This window comes from Noviherbaspirillum album (genome assembly GCF_035916955.1).
GTDB lineage: Bacteria > Pseudomonadota > Gammaproteobacteria > Burkholderiales > Burkholderiaceae_D > Noviherbaspirillum > Noviherbaspirillum album.
Genome location: NZ_JAWIIV010000020.1, coordinates 53,081 through 68,776, shown reverse-complemented (window position 1 = coordinate 68,776; position 15,696 = coordinate 53,081). Strand labels below are relative to the sequence as shown.

Annotated in this window: 17 protein-coding genes; 10 read left to right on the top strand and 7 right to left on the bottom strand. The window is 60.3% G+C overall.

Annotation, left to right across the window (positions count from 1 at the left end):
• The first annotated feature begins 16 nt into the window (after window positions 1-16).
• From RY831_RS21035 to ftsH, 4 genes are all read left to right on the top strand, one after another.
• A complete protein-coding gene (locus RY831_RS21035) occupies window positions 17-445 on the top strand; it encodes a hypothetical protein (protein ID WP_326508334.1) in 429 nt (142 codons plus the stop codon).
• A gap of 8 nt (window positions 446-453) precedes the next feature.
• The gene (locus RY831_RS21030; RefSeq protein ID WP_326508333.1) at window positions 454-810 is read left to right on the top strand and encodes a hypothetical protein; all 357 of its coding nucleotides are present in this window, start codon (window positions 454-456) and stop codon (window positions 808-810) included.
• Between the two features lie 61 nt (window positions 811-871).
• Window positions 872-1,438 carry a tetratricopeptide repeat protein gene (locus RY831_RS21025; protein WP_326508332.1) on the top strand — a complete coding sequence of 189 codons (567 nt, stop codon included), beginning with the start codon at window positions 872-874 and terminating at the stop codon, window positions 1,436-1,438.
• A 114-nt stretch (window positions 1,439-1,552) separates the two neighbouring features.
• Window positions 1,553-3,550 carry an ATP-dependent zinc metalloprotease FtsH gene (ftsH, locus tag RY831_RS21020; RefSeq protein ID WP_326508331.1) on the top strand — a complete coding sequence of 666 codons (1,998 nt, stop codon included), beginning with the start codon at window positions 1,553-1,555 and terminating at the stop codon, window positions 3,548-3,550.
• Window positions 3,551-3,812: 262 nt separating this feature from the next.
• Here the strand turns inward: ftsH and RY831_RS21015 are convergent, their stop codons facing one another.
• The 3 genes from RY831_RS21015 to RY831_RS21005 all read right to left on the bottom strand — a co-directional run bounded on the left by RY831_RS21015 (window position 3,813) and on the right by RY831_RS21005 (window position 6,230).
• Complete coding sequence (locus tag RY831_RS21015; protein ID WP_326508330.1) at window positions 3,813-3,950, bottom strand: hypothetical protein; 138 nt, start codon at window positions 3,948-3,950, stop codon at window positions 3,813-3,815.
• A gap of 348 nt (window positions 3,951-4,298) precedes the next feature.
• Entirely contained in the window at window positions 4,299-4,589 is a 291-nt protein-coding gene (locus tag RY831_RS21010; RefSeq protein ID WP_326508329.1) for a hypothetical protein, read from the bottom strand.
• Window positions 4,590-5,306: 717 nt separating this feature from the next.
• Window positions 5,307-6,230 carry a LysR family transcriptional regulator gene (locus tag RY831_RS21005; protein ID WP_326508328.1) on the bottom strand — a complete coding sequence of 308 codons (924 nt, stop codon included), beginning with the start codon at window positions 6,228-6,230 and terminating at the stop codon, window positions 5,307-5,309.
• Between the two features lie 113 nt (window positions 6,231-6,343).
• Here RY831_RS21005 and RY831_RS21000 point away from each other — a divergent pair, with 113 nt between their 5' ends.
• From RY831_RS21000 to RY831_RS20990, 3 genes are all read left to right on the top strand, one after another.
• A complete protein-coding gene (locus tag RY831_RS21000; RefSeq protein ID WP_326508327.1) occupies window positions 6,344-7,093 on the top strand; it encodes a 3-oxoacyl-ACP reductase family protein in 750 nt (249 codons plus the stop codon).
• Window positions 7,093-7,731, top strand: coding sequence for an NADPH-dependent F420 reductase (locus RY831_RS20995; protein ID WP_326508378.1), 639 nt, complete (start codon window positions 7,093-7,095; stop codon window positions 7,729-7,731). The genes RY831_RS21000 and RY831_RS20995 overlap by 1 nt, the downstream gene beginning before the upstream one ends.
• Before the next feature lie 412 nt (window positions 7,732-8,143).
• Complete coding sequence (locus tag RY831_RS20990; protein WP_326508326.1) at window positions 8,144-9,214, top strand: MFS transporter; 1,071 nt, start codon at window positions 8,144-8,146, stop codon at window positions 9,212-9,214.
• 39 nt (window positions 9,215-9,253) lie between these two features.
• Here the strand turns inward: RY831_RS20990 and RY831_RS20985 are convergent, their stop codons facing one another.
• From RY831_RS20985 to RY831_RS20970, 4 genes are all read right to left on the bottom strand, one after another.
• Window positions 9,254-9,550, bottom strand: coding sequence for a hypothetical protein (locus tag RY831_RS20985; protein ID WP_326508325.1), 297 nt, complete (start codon window positions 9,548-9,550; stop codon window positions 9,254-9,256).
• Window positions 9,551-9,843: 293 nt separating this feature from the next.
• Window positions 9,844-10,278 carry a bacteriohemerythrin gene (locus RY831_RS20980; RefSeq protein WP_326508324.1) on the bottom strand — a complete coding sequence of 145 codons (435 nt, stop codon included), beginning with the start codon at window positions 10,276-10,278 and terminating at the stop codon, window positions 9,844-9,846.
• A 326-nt stretch (window positions 10,279-10,604) separates the two neighbouring features.
• Entirely contained in the window at window positions 10,605-12,332 is a 1,728-nt protein-coding gene (locus RY831_RS20975) for an ATP-binding protein (RefSeq protein ID WP_326508323.1), read from the bottom strand.
• 154 nt (window positions 12,333-12,486) lie between these two features.
• Window positions 12,487-13,116 carry a DUF305 domain-containing protein gene (locus RY831_RS20970; RefSeq protein WP_326508322.1) on the bottom strand — a complete coding sequence of 210 codons (630 nt, stop codon included), beginning with the start codon at window positions 13,114-13,116 and terminating at the stop codon, window positions 12,487-12,489.
• Window positions 13,117-13,420: 304 nt separating this feature from the next.
• Here RY831_RS20970 and RY831_RS20965 point away from each other — a divergent pair, with 304 nt between their 5' ends.
• From RY831_RS20965 to RY831_RS20955, 3 genes are all read left to right on the top strand, one after another.
• Complete coding sequence (locus RY831_RS20965; RefSeq protein ID WP_326508321.1) at window positions 13,421-13,780, top strand: hypothetical protein; 360 nt, start codon at window positions 13,421-13,423, stop codon at window positions 13,778-13,780.
• A gap of 138 nt (window positions 13,781-13,918) precedes the next feature.
• The gene (locus RY831_RS20960) at window positions 13,919-15,139 is read left to right on the top strand and encodes a TolC family protein (RefSeq protein WP_326508320.1); all 1,221 of its coding nucleotides are present in this window, start codon (window positions 13,919-13,921) and stop codon (window positions 15,137-15,139) included.
• Window positions 15,136-15,696 (top strand): hypothetical protein, encoded by a 561-nt coding sequence (locus tag RY831_RS20955; RefSeq protein ID WP_326508319.1) that lies wholly within the window; start codon window positions 15,136-15,138, stop codon window positions 15,694-15,696. Before RY831_RS20960 ends, RY831_RS20955 begins: the two co-directional genes overlap by 4 nt.

Genomic DNA, 15,696 nt, shown 5'->3' with positions numbered 1-15,696 from the left:
AGCGCCGGGAGACAACGTGAAAGCAATATTCCACGCCCTCGTGCTTGCCGCTGCCGCCGGCTCCCATGCCGCGGCGGCCGACCTAAACTTCGAGGTAGAGCGCCTTCCCTTCGGTTCGGGCACGCCGGCCAACGGCGCTGCTGTCGGCACGGAACCGGCGCTGCATGTGATGGACGGCTTGTACCATGTGCCCAATCATCTTCCCGGGCATCCGACCGCAGCCGTCATCTGGCCGCGCGAGGTGCCGGTCGAGTGCGGCCCCGCGAGCGTGCTGGCGGACGCGGTATGCAGCGGCTATCGGGTGCATCCGGCGGTGGGCAGGGGAGAGTACCTGTTCGTGCGGCCGGTGGCGAAGGTGCTGCCACCGCCACCGCAGGAAGTGGTGCCGGAGCCTGCGCAGCCGCAAGAGCCGCCCCCGGTCACGCGCAAGAAACCACTGGGCTGAAGGCCGCCATGGTGATCGTCGATCTTCTTGCCGCATCCATCTGCTTTGCCGGCGCCTGCTATCCCGCGCTAGTGGGGCAGGACACGCCGACGGGAACCTATTCCCTGTCGCTCCGGCGCATCGAGGATGCCGGCTATGACGGCAGCGTGCTGGTCTACCGGGAAAACGAGAAATACCTCTGGGCCATCCACCGCGTCTATACCCTCAACCCGGGTGAGCGGCGCATGGAGCGCCTGCAGGACGGACGGCCCGAACTGCGGCGCAACGTCACCAAGGGCTGCATCAACGTCGCGCCGGAGGTGTACCGGCGGCTCATGGACTGCTGCGCGAGAGACATTCTCGTGATTAACAAGCATCGAACCTGAAGCAAAAAATGAAAACATTGAACACAATCAGAGGGGAAAAGCCATGAGGCCATTCGGTAGTTTGAATCAACGCATTCCGTCCCGCATCGCGTCCGCGTGCCTTACCGCAAAGGCGGTCGCGATAGCGATTGCGACGGCGCTGACGCTATCGGTGCAGGCAACCGCAGCCGAAGCCGAAGATATCGGCATGCTGCTGCAGTCGGGCAGCTACCAGGAAGCGCTGGACCGAATCGATGCGCTGCCCCAGGAAAGTCGTGCGCAGCCGCAGATGCGGCTCTACCATGGCATGGCGCTGATGGCGCTGGACCGGAGGTCTGATGCGATGCGTTCCTTCGAAGCGCTCGCGGCCGAGCATCCCGAAATGCCCGAGCCGTTCAACAACATGGCCGTGCTCCAGGCGGCGAGCGGCCGCTACGGCGACGCGCGCGTGCTGCTGGAACAAGCGCTGCGCGCCGACGCCCGTTACTCGGTCGCCCTGGAAAACATCGGGGATGTCTACATCAAGCTGGCGAACCAGACCTATGCGCGCCTGCGTACCCTGCAGCCGGCGCGCAAGTCGGCGAGGAAGCGGCATGAGGCCGTGCAGTTGATCAGCCGGGTGATCGACCGTCCCGGTTCGACAAAGTGAGGCATTGCGGCGAAGGCCGCAATAGTCACGAATAGTCACGAAGCTTGAGATAAAACAACTACCCGACCGGACGAACGAGAAACTAACGTCGCGTTGTCCATGACGAATCGTCATATGAAACGCGACGACAATTCCCCTCTCTTCCGGAAGCCGGTTCCGCCTGCCAATCAGCGCCCGGGCGCACCGAACGCACCAAGCGCCACCGGGACGCCCAAGATGCCACCGCGCAAGGCATGGCTGATTTTTCTGGTGATATTGTTCACCAACTATTTTCTGATGCGCACCTTCTTTCCGGACGGTGATGCGCCGGTAACCGTGCCCTACACCGTGTTCAAGCAGGAAGTCGCCAGGGGCAACGTCAAGTCGATCTACAGTCAGGGCGCGAGCATCGAGGGCCGCTTCAATGCGCCGGTCACTTGGCCGCCGGAAGACAAGGCCGGGGAGGAGCGTCCGGGCCCGCTGCGGGAAACGCCCAGTCGCACCGCGCCCACCTTTACCACCACCTTGCCGGCCTTCGTCGATTCCGGGCTGGAACAATTCCTGATCGCCAACAAGGTCGAGATCAGCGCGGTGCCGATCAAGACCGGCAGCGCGCTCGCCACGCTGCTCTATGGCTTCGGGCCGGCGCTGTTACTGATCGGTTTTTATGTCTGGCTCTACCGCCGTGCCGCCCAGCAGGGCGGCGGCATGGGCGCATCGATGTTTGGCATCGGCAAGAGCAAGGCGCGCCGCTATGACCAGGAACAGGATTCGCGGGTGACCTTCAATGACGTGGCCGGCATCGACGAGGCGGAAAACGAACTGGTCGAAGTCGTGGATTTCCTGAAAGATCCCGGCAAGTACACGCGCCTGGGCGGCGCTGCGCCGAAGGGCGTATTGCTGGTGGGTTCGCCGGGCACCGGCAAGACCCTGCTGGCGCGCGCGGTGGCCGGCGAAGCCGGCGTGCCCTTCTTCTCGATGAGCGCGGCCGAGTTCGTGGAAATGATCGTCGGCGTCGGCGCCGCGCGCGTGCGCGACCTCTTCAAGCAGGCACGCGAACATGCTCCCGCGATCATTTTCATCGACGAGCTCGACTCGATCGGCCGCGCGCGCGGACAAACGGCCATCGGCGGCTCCAGCGAACAGGAACAGACGCTGAACCAGATTCTGACCGAGATGGACGGTTTTTCCAGCCGCGAAGGCATCATCGTGCTGGCGGCCACCAACCAGCCCGATGTACTCGACAAGGCCCTGCTCAGGCCGGGCCGCTTCGACCGTCGCGTCGTCGTCAACCTGCCCGACAAGACAGGGCGCGAAGCAATCCTCGGCGTGCATACCCGCAAGGTGCCGCTGGCAAAGGATGTCAACCTGTCGGAACTAGCTGCCGCCACGCCCGGGCTTTCGGGCGCCGACCTGAAGAACCTGGTCAACGAGGCGGCCCTGCTCGCAGCCCGGCGCGAGCAGACCGATGTGCGCCACAAGGATTTCCTCGATGCGCTGGAGAAGATCGTGCTCGGACCCGAGCGCCCCATCCTGCTGAGCGAGGCCGACCGCGAGCGCATCGCCTATCACGAAAGCGGCCATGCGGTCCTCGGCCTGCTGGTGCCGGGCGCGGACCCGGTGCATCGCGTTACCATCGTGCCGCGCGGGCAGGCGCTGGGCGTGACCTACCAGCGGCCGCAGACCGACCGCTACAATTATCCCGAAGCGTATCTGCGCGCCAGGATCATCGGCATGCTGGGCGGACGCGTGGCCGAGGAAGTCGTCTACGGTACCCGCACCACCGGCGCGGAGAACGACATCGAGCAGGCCACCAATCTTGCCCGCAACATGGTGACGCGCTGGGGCATGAGCGACAAGCTGGGAATGGTGCAGCTTGCGCCGCGCCAGAATGCATTCCTCGGCAGCGCAGCTAGCTTCGGCGGCGACAAGCCCTTCAGCGAGGAAACCGCGCGGCTCATCGATGTCGAGGTGCATCGCATCATCGACGAAAGCCACCGGGAGGCCACGCGCCTGCTGCATCAGCATCGCGCCGAACTCGATGCGCTGGTGCGCGCATTGCTGGAAAGGGAAACCCTGGACGAGCAGGAAATCCTGGAAGTCACAGGCTTGCCGCCTGCGCCCTCTTTATAGCGACCTACCTTTTTCGGAGACGGTATCAAACCCGTCTTTTCCACCAGGGCTCATGCTGGCGATGGCTGTATTAGCCGTATCAGCCGGCTCATTCCGTTCACCGCAGGTCCATCATTTGCTTCCGCGCGAAGGATTGGACATCGGCCCGACTGTGCGGCATAAGCAGGTAAAACCCAATCAAGTCATGCAACGGTGCCGGCTTGAATTCAACACCGTTGCATATCGCATGCCCAAGGTGACAGGCACATTGCCATCTCGCTTCTCAGGATGCATCGCCTTCGGTATCTATCGGCAGAGTCTTTTGCATGTCCGAACGATTTACGCGATGAGGGCGATGCGGATCTTCCGCAGGCTCATCAATCGGCAGGATATGCTGGTCGCCCGATTGCTTTTGCTGCATTTCAAATCTGTCGCCGGCCTGGGTCCGGTCCCGATTCGGTTTGGTCACTCGCATTTTGGGTACCTCTTTCATTCAATTCAAAATGACTGGGTTACCTACGATCGAATACGAGATGGTAAAGTTTCATGGACATCGCAGCGAAGCCGATCATTTGCGCGATTTTGGCGGAGGCGGGCTAGCGGTCGTTCGTCGCGTGCAATATGCGCCGAAAACCGACTGGCTCGGATGCACGCACTGATCCGCTCCTGAAAAATCTGATATTGAACAGGCATGGGGCGCGACCGCGACATGCAGGCGCCAAGTCCGCAATTGAGTGTGCTAATGAGGATGCTGCCCGGCCCATTTTAACTATGTCGCCAGAGCCTTCCCGCAATAAGCCGAAGTGATGTTTTCCGGAGTCAGCCGGATCGGCAACTCTTTCGCTTTTTCAGCAAGAAGAGACTGCGCCACAGGACGGATGAATGACTCAAGCGCCTGGAACAGATCAAGAGCATTCGCGTCCGAACCGTCGATGTTTTTGAGTTGCGAGAGCGTATTGAGAGCTTCCCGCGAAATAAAGCATTCTTCCATGCATACGCCAGCCTTGATGATGAAGGCGACGCCGTCCGAAGTAGGACGTACTGCCATAGTGCGGCCCATTTTTTCTCCCGGCTGTTAGATGTCATTGTGCATTCGCGGCACCCCTGGCTTGCTACCAAGCCATGCCAATCAAGGCGCGCCCGTGTCTTTCCATTTCTCTTGCCGATGCCTGACTTCCGCTAAGCGAAGGTCGTTTGATGACTGCAGGTCGGACTCGACTATGGCCCGCAGGATTTCACGGTTCGCTCCCGTTTCGGAGTCTGTGCAGCGCCGCGGAAACAGCCCGCCCTCAGTGGCTTTTCGTAACGCCGCTTCAATCATCATGTGAGTTACGTGCATATTGCGTATATCGCAATGGTGGCAACCCGGTAAGCACTTTTCATTTATCGACTATTGAACAAGGCGTGCTTCATTGCAGAAAAAAGGCAGCCACGATTCCAACCAGAAGTGTTCTGTCGAGCAAGCCATGGTTCGAAGGAAATGGAAGCTGCATACCATAGGCATGTACGTTCAATACGCGCATTGTGTGCTCAACCTCACGCCAGTACAGTTCGATAGCGGACAGATGGCTACGGAAAGAGCACCGCGCAATGCGATCTCTTGAGTTTCAGTTGAACCGGGGGAAAAGTTTATTGAAGGCGGCATGAATACCAATACCTCGCTTCATTCCCGTTGCGATAGCGATGTTTAGCCGGCGCGGACGTCCCTTTTGAACGCGCCGAAACTTCCCCTATTGCAGCGTGGACTCCAGCGCTGACTCGCTGGAAGTATTGCGCTTCAGGCAGCGAGAAATCGCTGTGCCAGCCGTTGCTCCCGGAATTGCTCGATAAGGAAATCGACAAAGGCACGCGTCTTTGCCGGCAGCAGCTTCTGGCTCGTGAAATAAAGGGATATCGCGCCGGCGTCGTCATGCCAGCCCGGCAGTACGCGCACAAGTTCGCCGCTTTCCAGGTAGTGCATGACATGCGGCATAGCCATCAGGCCGATGCCCATGTGCATGAGCACGCCGCGCACCAGCGCATCGGGATCGTTGACCGTGATGACAGGCCTCTGTTCGCATAACTGCGCCTCACCGTGCGGGCTTCGCAGCGTTCTCCGGGCAATCCGGCCGCTGAACACTGATCGCAGCACCACGCCCTCATGGTCGGCAAGATCAGCCGGTTTAACCGGCGCCTTGCGCCCCCGCATGAATTGCGGCGTGGCGACGGCCACGATATGGACTCGCGCCAGCTCGCGTGCCACCACGCCAGGCGGCAGCTCAAAACCACCGCCGACCGCGGCGTCGAAACCATCCCGGATCAGGTCGACCTGGCGATTGTCGAAATGCCAGTCCGGCAGCACGGCCGGATAGCGCTGCAGGAAAGCCGGCATCATCGGCAGCAGGAAGTCACATCCGAAACGATGGGCAGCATTCAGTTTCAGCACGCCGGCCGGCTGCCCAGCCGTTGCCGCGACCTCCGCAATGGCGCCTTGAATGGTGTCCAGCCCGCCCGCCACGGCATTCAGGAAGCGCTCTCCCGCCTCGGTAAGTGTCAGGCCGCGTGTGCTGCGCTGGAACAGCCTGACGCCGAGGTTGCGTTCAAGCTGGGCCACATTCCGGCTCACCGCCGCCGGCGTCAGTGCAAGCCGGCGTGCCGCGGCCGAAAAGCTGGCCGCCTCGGCACTTCGTACAAACGACTCGAGATTGGATAGGGTTTCCACGATCTTTCTTTCAACATTTGCTTGAAACTGATTATAGACCGCTGATAGTACCGCTTGAGACTTGCAGCTTCCATACTTCCTTCCACCAACCACCCACATCGAAAGGAAACACCATGGACACCATCCGTAACCTGCAGGACAAAGTCGCCATCGTCACCGGAGGCAGCCGCTCGATCGGCGCCGCCATCGCCCGACGTCTTGCCGCACAAGGCGCCAAGGTTGCCATTACCTACAATGCCTCGCCGGACAAGGCTGATGCGGTCGTCAGGGAGATCGAAGCTGCTGGCGGCCATGCAATTGCGCTGCGGGCTGACGCCGGGAATCCGGAAGCTGTGCGTTCCGCCGTCTCCGCAGTAGCCGAACGCCTGGGCCGCATCGATATTCTGGTCAACAATGCCGGCATCAGCGTGCTTGGCGAACCAACCGAAATCGCGTTCGAGGACTTCCAGCGCATCCTTGCCGTCAACGTGACCGGACTCTTCGTCGCCACCCAGGAAGCCCTCCGCCACATGGGCAGCGGGGGACGCATTATCCACATCGGCAGCTCAATGGTGCGCTATGCCGCCTTCCCAACCGCGTCTGCTTACACCCTTACCAAAGGGGCGGTCACCGGATTCACCCGCGGGCTGGTGCGCGACCTCGGCCCGAAAGGCATTACGGTAAATACCGTCCATCCCGGACCTACCGATAGCGATATGAATCCCGCCGATGGCGCCGTTGCCGACTTCGTCAAGCCAGGCATCGCCATGGGCCGCTACGGCCAGGGCAGCGATATTGCTGCAGCCGTTGCCTTCCTTGCTTCCGACGAAGCCGCCTTCGTCAGCGGCGCCGAACTGCTCGTCGATGGCGGCTTCACGGCCTGATCTTCCGACCTACTTACGACATGCAACAGGAGCACATCATGAAAATCGGCATTATTGGAGCAGGTGCGATCGGCAGTGCCATCGCACGCGCGCTTGGAAGCGCAAACATCGACGCTGTCATTGCCAACAGCCGCGGTCCCGCGTCACTTGCCAGTCTCGAGGCTGAGCTTGGCGCGCATATCAAGGCGGTGACAGTGGAGGAAGCAGCACGGTCCGATATCGTTTTCCTCGCCGTGAACTGGTCGAAGATCCCCGCTGCCGTGCAGGATCTTCCCTCGTGGCAGGGCAGGATTGTCATCGATGCCAACAATCCGATCGAAGCGCCGGCATTCCGCCCGTTCGACCTTGGAGGGCGGACGTCGAGCGAGATCGTGGCCGACCTGCTGCCAGGCGCACGCGTGGTCAAGGCCTTCAACCACCTCCGACCTGCCTTGCTGTCAAGCGATCCGGGTGCCGAAGGCGGTCAACGCGTGCTGTTTGTCGCCGGTGACGATGCGGCGGCAAAAAAGGAAGTGGTGCAACTGATTGGCCGGCTCGGATTCTTTGCGCTGGATATCGGAAGGCTTGCCGAAGGGGGAAAAATGTTCCAGTTTCCCGCAGGGCCGTTGCCATCGTTGAACTTGGTAAAGTTCGACTAGAAGATAACCCTGCAAGCCTGGCGCCAGTCCCGCTGGATTGGCGCTGCTGTTGGCGGCACTGCGGGTTTTCTTGCGATTTTGGCAGCGAGGGTTCCGCAGGCGTCACGGCATGCCGGAACACCAAGGAAATGCTTCGCACGGAATCAGTCCGCGCAAGATAACGCGCAATTCAATCGCCCGAAATTGAAGGCTGGCGCAAGCCATTGTTTACAATCTTTCCTCATTCCAATCATGAATGACTGATATAAGCTTCATTTGAGAAACTATTTCTGAAGGGAATGCATCACAGGCGTATTGCTGATATTCAATAATACGATCAATGATGCACTCCAGCGCCACACTACAACGACTTCCTTCCGCTTCCTTTCAAGCTTTCGCGCTTCCCGCGTTCTTTACCCTGTTCGGACTCATCATGGGTTCTTGGGCGGGCCGCATTCCAGCCCTGCGCGAAGGCCTCGGCATTTCGCATTCCGCCTTGTCCATGGTCCTGCTGTGCGGCGGGCTTGGCGCCTTGCTGTCTCATCCCGTGTCTTCGCGCCTGATGTCCATGTTCGGCGCGCGCAAGACGGCGCTCATCGCCGGCCAGTCGCTGCTGGCCGTCCTGCTGGGCATCGGCGCCGCTCCCAATGTTCTGGCGCTGATGTTCGCGGTGCTGCTGCTGGGTGTCATGGCAAGCTGCATGAATGTCGCCGTTCAATCCATTGCGACCAAGCTGGAGAAGTCCACCGGCCGTTCTGAAATGTCAAAACTGCATGCATGGGGATGCGCCGGCGGTCTGTTGGGCGCCGTGCTCGGCAGCGCGATGGCCGGCATGCAAGTCAAGCCATTCATGCATTACCTGCTGCTTGCCATGCCTGTCTCCTTGCTGCTCAAGCTGGCATGCGATTCACTCGATTCATTCGACGGCGACGACAAGGCGGAGATCGTCGAAGCGAAGGTGTTCTGCCTGCCGCGCGGTCCTCTGGTCTGGCTCGGAGCGCTCGGCTTTCTGGGTTCCATGTCGGAAGGCAGTATCGCCGACTGGAGCGGCGTTTATCTGAAGGACCATTTCCAGGTCACCGATGGTTTTGCGCCGCTGGCACTGACGGCGTTCTCGGTAATGATGCTGGCCGCCCGCCTGTGCGGCGACCGCATGAAGGCACGTTTCGGCGCGCGCAGCCTGGTGGGTTGCGGGGCTTTGCTTTCCGCCTGCGGCCTGTTCTTCGCGGTGTTCGCGCCCAATTCCTATTGCGCGCTTGCCGGCTTTGCCGCTGCCGGCCTGGGACTGTCGCTGCTGTTCCCCTTCGTCTACAGCGCCGCCGGCAAGGAAGGTCCGCTGGCCTTCGCCGGTGTCGCGACCATGTCCTACAGCGGCAGCCTCATCGGGCCCCCGGTGGTCGGCACGCTGGCCGAGTTCGTAGGCATGCAGTCGGCGATCGGCTTCATCGGCTCGCTGAGCCTGGTGATGGCACTCATCGCCAGCCGCGCATCGCTGCTGAAGTAAACGGGCAGTGCCTGTTTGTCATTGCCCTGGCACCGCAGCTCAATCCTGAAAGCTGCGCGCAGACCACAGGTAATAGGGCAGCAGCGCATGCGAATCGCCTCGGGCGGCAATGTCTCGGGCAGAGCGTCTCTGCTGCGCCGCTTCGCCGGACACGGCCTGCGCCGCAAGCACATCCGCATAAGCCTGGTGCAGTGAGGCGCCGCCGGACCGGCGGCGCTTTTTCTTTGGTGCCGAGAGTTTCCGGTCCAGTGCAAGCAATGCGACGATGAGATCATGAACGGCAGCATGGACGTTCCGGATATAGGAACGCGAAGAACCGATCGTTATGGCAGTCATGGTAATTTCTCCTAACGAAGTTGATTGATGTGAGGCCAGTGTAGCGGCGGCAGCCGCCTCCACCTATCAGCGCAACTTCATAAATGCCATGCGCCAGGCTTATATGCCCGCGCAACGACAGACGGGCTCCGTCGTTGCCCTTGCAATATAGTCAAAGCTCGGATTCGCCCATGACATGCGATCGGGTGCATGTGCCATGTACCATGTACTGGAAGACCACATGCGACGCTGCGCATGAGGAACCGCCGCCGACCGCCTGGCAGCAGGCAAGTCGCCGACAACTCAAGTGACCCCTAGGAAGCGACGCAGGTCGGTTCCAGAGCTTCGGCGTGCTGCATCGCCGACGCCAGCATTCTGTCCATGGTCGCGATATGGAAGCCCAGCCATCGTGAGAAAAGCACGGCGATTTCCCTTCCCTCCGTAACCGCACCGTCTTTGATGCGCAGGCGGGCATGCTCGAGCGCGTTCAGCGCCTGGGCATGCTGATCGCGGTGACATGAAATCCCGGGAAAGCCAATCTCGTTCATGGCCTGTTCCTCTTCCTTGAAATGATCATGGACTTGACAAATCAATGACTCGAACCCCGCGGTGAATTCAGCATCGGAAGCCAGGGAAAGACGATCGAGCTTTGCGTGCAGCAGTTGATGGGATTCATCCATGAAAGCAATACCCGTTGCGAAAGGCTCGGAGGCAGTCGAGGATATGGAGGAAGAAGGGTTGATGCACATGCGCGCTTCCTAGCGGAGTCGAATAAACCAAAAAATCGAATGGCAGCGGATGCCATGTCGGCCAAGCCAAGATACGGAGCGGTTCCAGGAATGGTCGTGTCGTCCGGTGACGCAATCACGCCACGACCGTGCACTATCCCTGCATGAGCAGCACATCGCGTTTCATCGGCAGTAAATCCACAGGCAGCGATGGTAAAAGCGGCAATGGAAAATTTAATTGATCCAGGTCAACTTGTTCCGAGGCCATGAATGGACCTGTCAATCAAGGCGGGAAGGCCAGGGAGGAGAAGCTTTTTAGCACTGAACTACCGGAGCCATCGAAATTATTAAAAGGATCGGCTCGAATATTTAGCGAGAATCTTGGGGAGCTCGACAGGATTCACGGGCTTCACCAGGTGAAGATCGAAGCCCGCAGCGACGGCTTTTCTTTCCGTGTCCGTTCCGCTGTAGCCGCTCAGAGCGACCAGCTTGACCCCGCTTCCCTCAGGCGCCATGCGCGTGCGCCGGGCAACTTCGAAGCCATCCAGCCCGGGCAGGCCGATGTCCACAATGGCGATATCCGGCCGGTGCTTCAACAGCTGTCGCAGCCCTTCTTCACCGGTCTCGGCCACTTCAACGGCATATCCGTATGCCTGAAGGAGGGTTTTCAGCGTCTCCCGCGCATCGACGTTGTCTTCGATCAGAAGTATTCGCGCACCCGCGGCCTGCTCCATGTCCAGGGGCAGCGTTCCCCGTCGGGTACGTTGTGCGGGAAGGGGGACGCCGACGTCAAGGGGCAGGCGTACTGTGAATGTGCTTCCGCATCCGATTCCCTCGCTGTATGCATCGACGGTCCCGCCGTGCATCTCCACCAGCTTTTGAACCAGGGTGAGACCGATGCCGAGACCTCCCTGCGCACGGTCGATTTCCGTGTCCACCTGCACGAACATGTCGAATATTTTGGACAGCTTGTCACCAGGAATGCCTCTACCCGTATCCTTCATCCGCAGAACGCCCCATGACTCGCCCCCTACTGGTTCGTTGGACACGACGATGTCGACCTTGCCGCCGGTTTCAGTGTACTTGGCGGCATTGGTCAGCAAGTTGCTCAGCACCTGCTCCAGCCGGGTCGCGTCGCCCGTCATCCGGTAGCTGCCGGGATTGATGCTGGTGCTCACCGCCAATCCACGCTCGTCCAGAAAGCCGCGCACCGCGTGCAGGGCGCTGTCCAGGACGTCTCGCAGATCCAGAGGTTCCTTGCGCAAGGATACGGCGCCGCGGCTGACGCGCGATACATCCAGCAAATCATCGACCAGGCGAGTCAGGTTGTCGAGCTGTCGATAGCACACCTCGCGCAGCTCCTTGGCTTTCGACGAGTCGTTCGCGGCGATTCCAAGCAGTTCCAGGGCGGTCGAGATGCCGGCAAGAGGATTGCGCAGTTCGTGCGCGAGCATCGCGAGAAACTCATCCTTCATGCGTGCCTCTTCGCGTGCCGCCTGTGCATACTGCAGCAAGGTTTCATTGACCTGCCGCAGTTCCCTGTTCTTCGCGTCCAGGTCCAGACCACGTTGCAGGATCTCGGCTTCCATCTTCTCGTTCTGCGCGCTCAACTCGGCGCTTTTCTTCCGCCGGGCCTCGCTCTCCTCGCGAAGCCTCACGTAATCGGTGACGTTTTCGACGCGATGGATGATGTAGAGCAGCTCCCCGCTTTCTGACAGCACCGGAGTATTAACCGGGCTCCAATACCTTAGCTCGAAGCCCGTGCCATCGCGCCGGGGCACATCATAGCGCTGGATCGGCATGGTATCGCTGGCCTTTGTCGCGACCACCCGCCGCAGCGACGTGCCCAGGTTCTCCGTCGAATTCGCTTCGGGACTATTGGGATTGTCGGGGAAGGCATCGAATACGGCCTTTCCAAGAATATCTTCCCGCTGCGTGATGGTGTCACGCAGATAATCGTTTGTAACCCCGACGATCCTGAACTCTTCGTCGGGCAGCAGGACGAGAAACGAACCTGGAGATGTCTCGAACAGGAATTCGAAATGCTCGACTGGTATGTTTCTCGTGTGACGCATGGATGAACTTGAATCCGGAGGTGTGCAGACAGCAGGTTAACTGAAGAATTTCAGTTATGACATTAAGCGATGCAAGCCGTTCCGGACCGAGGAAAGAGATCGCCCCCCTGGTGCCGATCGACATCCGCTCAAGCCGACCTCGTGCGTAGCAGGATTACCTGGACGCCAGTTTCCATTCCTTCTTCCACGCCGCCATCTGATCGATTTCTTGCTTCTGTGTATCGATGACGTTCCGCGCCAGGTTTTTCAGTTCATCATGCTTCAGCTTGCCCATTGCATCCTGGGCCATCTTTACGGCACCGCGGTGATGGCGCGTCATCATGTCAATGAACATTGCATCAAAAGCCTTGCCATTCGCCGCTGAAAGCTTGTCCATCGACATATTCTTCATCGACTCGGCCATGCCCGGCATTTTCATGTTGACGGCGTCGCCCCTGCCGGCATACCACTGCTGCTTCCATTCCCGCAGCTGCTTGATTTCCGTTTGCTGGTCGTCGATGACCTTCTTTGCCATCTGCTTGAGTTCGGCGCGCCCGGAGCGCTTTTCTACCAATTGGGCCATCTCGACAGCGCTCTGATGATGTATTGCCATGGTGTCGATGAACTGGTGATCGAATTCCGCCTTGGCCGCCTCCGGCGAACTCTTCATCGAGCCGTGTTGCATGCCATGCATCTGGCCCTGACCTTGATCATGTGCCCCCGAGTGGGAAGCGTGCTGGCCCAGGGCGGGCGTCGTTAGCGCCAGGCAGCAGAGCAGGGCTGCAGCAGGTCGTGCTATTTGCATAAGTCCTCCTTCAAACATTATTCATGGATGGCAATACTACCAATAATGAATATTGGAAATTCGTTGGTCAAGCACGGACGGGAATCGCGCGGGTACTTCATCAAAAATGCCCGCAAAATACATGTAACAGCATGGCCTTACCGCGCTTTTCGCCTTGTCACTGCAAGAGTTCGCGAGATTTTCTTTCAAGATATCCAACTCATTTCAGTAGGAGTGCCGATGGCCCCATTTGTTTCGCGAACAAAAATGCCGCTGTATAATCGGCGCCAACTTAATCAGCGCCGACTCCTTCAGCCTATTTCCCGTGCGTCGCCTCGTCTGCCTCTTTCTGCTGGTACTGCTGCCGCTGCATAGCTTCGCCATGCAGGGCGGATGGTACTCGTCCGGAAAGGCGGCGTTCAGCATCGCGCATGAGCTAGACCACCTGGCAGGCACAAGCCATCACCACGACGACGAGCACGGCGGTATCCACTACGACGATTCGCAGGCGTCGGCCGAGCATCTGTCCGATCATTCGACCGCGCATGGCTGCGCAGCCATTCCGCCCAGCGCTGTGCCGCTGGCAGCCGCTCGTGCTGTCCGTACGACGGAAACGCAGCCTCAGCACTACCTGCCCGATCCCTATCCGCAACGCCTGCAGCGTCCGCCTTCAACCCTCGGCTAGTTCGCCGAGGGCTTATCCGCACTTGTTCCAGTTCTGACGTCTGATAGTGACGTGTGACGCGCTTTTGGCGTCCGCGCACCGTCTTGTCCCGTGCAATTGCCTTCGGCCAGCTTCTACTGGTTATCGAATGGAGATTGCATGCGTGCTTATATTTTGATTCACACTATTTTTGCGGCGGCGGCATTGTTTTTCCTGCGCTTGCCGGTTGCGCATGCCGGGGATTTTCCCGACAGCCTCAAAGCTGCCGTGGAGGCTGCGTGGCAACGATCGCCGCAAGCCCGCACCCTCGAAGCAAAGCGCGACGAGATACTGGCCGGCCATGAAGCCGCGCGCTCCTGGATCGCAGGGTCGCCGTCCATCGGCGTGTCCGAGCGCAGCGATCGCTGGAACAACCGCGCCGGCTCTCGCGAAAGAGAAATATCGCTGTCGGCCCCGGTGTGGATGCCCGGCCAGGTTTCCGCCCGCCGGATGCAGGCCGACGCTGAGGCCGCCGAACTCGAGGCACGGATTGCCAGCCTGCGCCTTACCTTGGCGGGCGAAGTGCGGGAGCGCATATGGGCCGTGGCGGCCGCCAAGGAAAGCCTGGCCGAGGCTACGCTTCGCCAAAATACTATCGAGGCTACCGCCGGCGATGTGATGCGGCGCGTCAAGGCCGGCGACCTGGCGCGTACGGACGGCATGCTTGCACAGCAGGAAGCGCTGGCGGCAAAGGCTGGCGTGGTCGACACCCAGCTCAAGCTACGCGAAGCACTGCTGCGTTTCACGACGCTGACCGGTATCACGGACATTCCGCCCATGGAGCCCGAACCGTTGGCCGCCGTTGCAGTGGAATCGCATCCCCGCCTGTACGCTTCGAAGGCCGCCGTTCGAAATGCGCAAGCCTTGCTGGATGTGGCCAGCAAGACCAGGAGCGAACCGCCGACCGTCGGCGTGGCCTTGCGCCGGGAGCGTGAAGCATTTGGCGGCGAAACCGCAAGCAGTGTCACGCTCGGCATCGAGATCCCCATCGGGACTGTCGCGCGCAGCCGCCCGCTGGAAACCGCGGCCCGGACCCGGCTGGCGACGGCGTCCGCCGAAGCGAGTCAATCCGAGGCAATGCTGCAAGCCGATATCGCGCTGGCCAGAGAACAAATGTCGGCCTCGGAACAAGCCTTGGATGTATCGGCATCACGCGTGGCCCTGGCCCGCGAGCATGCTCAGCTTATCGAAAAGGCATTCCGCATGGGCGAACGCGGTCTGGCCGACATGCTTCGCGCCCAAAGCCTTCTGCACGAGGCGGAAGCGGCCGAACGCCAGCAACGCGTCGCCCTGGGGCTCGCCCGAGCCCGCCTCAATCAAGCATTTGGAGTGTCCCCATGAAAGCAATCCGACTCTTGCTGTTATCCCTGATGGTCCCGGTGCTGGCGTTTGCGCACGGCGGAGAAGACCATAGCCATGACGAAGTCCCATCCGCTCAAACCGCGATTGCAGGCGAGCCGCGCATCGAAACAGCGACGGAAACATTTGAAATTGTCGGCCGGCTGCAGCACGGTGAACTGTCTCTTATGATCGATCGCTACGAGACCAACGAGCCTGTCTTGGACGGGCAAGTCGAAGTCGAAGTCAATGGCCAGAAAGCCAATGCCAGGTTTCATTCCGACCACGGCAACTACGCGGTCGACGACCAGGCTTTCCTCAAGGCGCTGGCAAAGCCCGGCATGCATGCGCTTGTCTTCACGGTCGCCGCCGGCAACGACACCGACCTCCTCGAAGCGACGCTGACTGTTGGCGATGAAGGGCATGCGGCGACTGCACCCGCCGCGCGGCGCTTTCCGCTTTCGACCGCCGCCGTTGGCGGTGTCGGCCTGGTCCTGGCTCTTCTCCTGTCTGCGATAGCGATTGCGCTCGCACGCCGCAAACCCTCCATCGGAAACTGA

Bases quoted from the DNA above. Each gene is read 5' to 3' on its own strand.
- RY831_RS21030 (WP_326508333.1), top strand. From the start codon at position 454: ATGGTGATCGTCGATCTTCTTGCCGCATCCATCTGCTTTGCCGGCGCC.
- ftsH (WP_326508331.1), top strand. From the start codon at position 1,553: ATGAAACGCGACGACAATTCCCCTCTCTTCCGGAAGCCGGTTCCGCCT.
- RY831_RS21015 (WP_326508330.1), bottom strand. From the start codon at position 3,950: ATGCAGCAAAAGCAATCGGGCGACCAGCATATCCTGCCGATTGATGAG.
- RY831_RS21010 (WP_326508329.1), bottom strand. From the start codon at position 4,589: ATGGGCCGCACTATGGCAGTACGTCCTACTTCGGACGGCGTCGCCTTC.
- RY831_RS21000 (WP_326508327.1), top strand. From the start codon at position 6,344: ATGGACACCATCCGTAACCTGCAGGACAAAGTCGCCATCGTCACCGGA.
- RY831_RS20990 (WP_326508326.1), top strand. From the start codon at position 8,144: ATGGGTTCTTGGGCGGGCCGCATTCCAGCCCTGCGCGAAGGCCTCGGC.
- RY831_RS20985 (WP_326508325.1), bottom strand. From the start codon at position 9,550: ATGACTGCCATAACGATCGGTTCTTCGCGTTCCTATATCCGGAACGTC.
- RY831_RS20980 (WP_326508324.1), bottom strand. From the start codon at position 10,278: ATGTGCATCAACCCTTCTTCCTCCATATCCTCGACTGCCTCCGAGCCT.
- RY831_RS20975 (WP_326508323.1), bottom strand. From the start codon at position 12,332: ATGCGTCACACGAGAAACATACCAGTCGAGCATTTCGAATTCCTGTTC.
- RY831_RS20970 (WP_326508322.1), bottom strand. From the start codon at position 13,116: ATGCAAATAGCACGACCTGCTGCAGCCCTGCTCTGCTGCCTGGCGCTA.
- RY831_RS20960 (WP_326508320.1), top strand. From the start codon at position 13,919: ATGCGTGCTTATATTTTGATTCACACTATTTTTGCGGCGGCGGCATTG.
- RY831_RS20955 (WP_326508319.1), top strand. From the start codon at position 15,136: ATGAAAGCAATCCGACTCTTGCTGTTATCCCTGATGGTCCCGGTGCTG.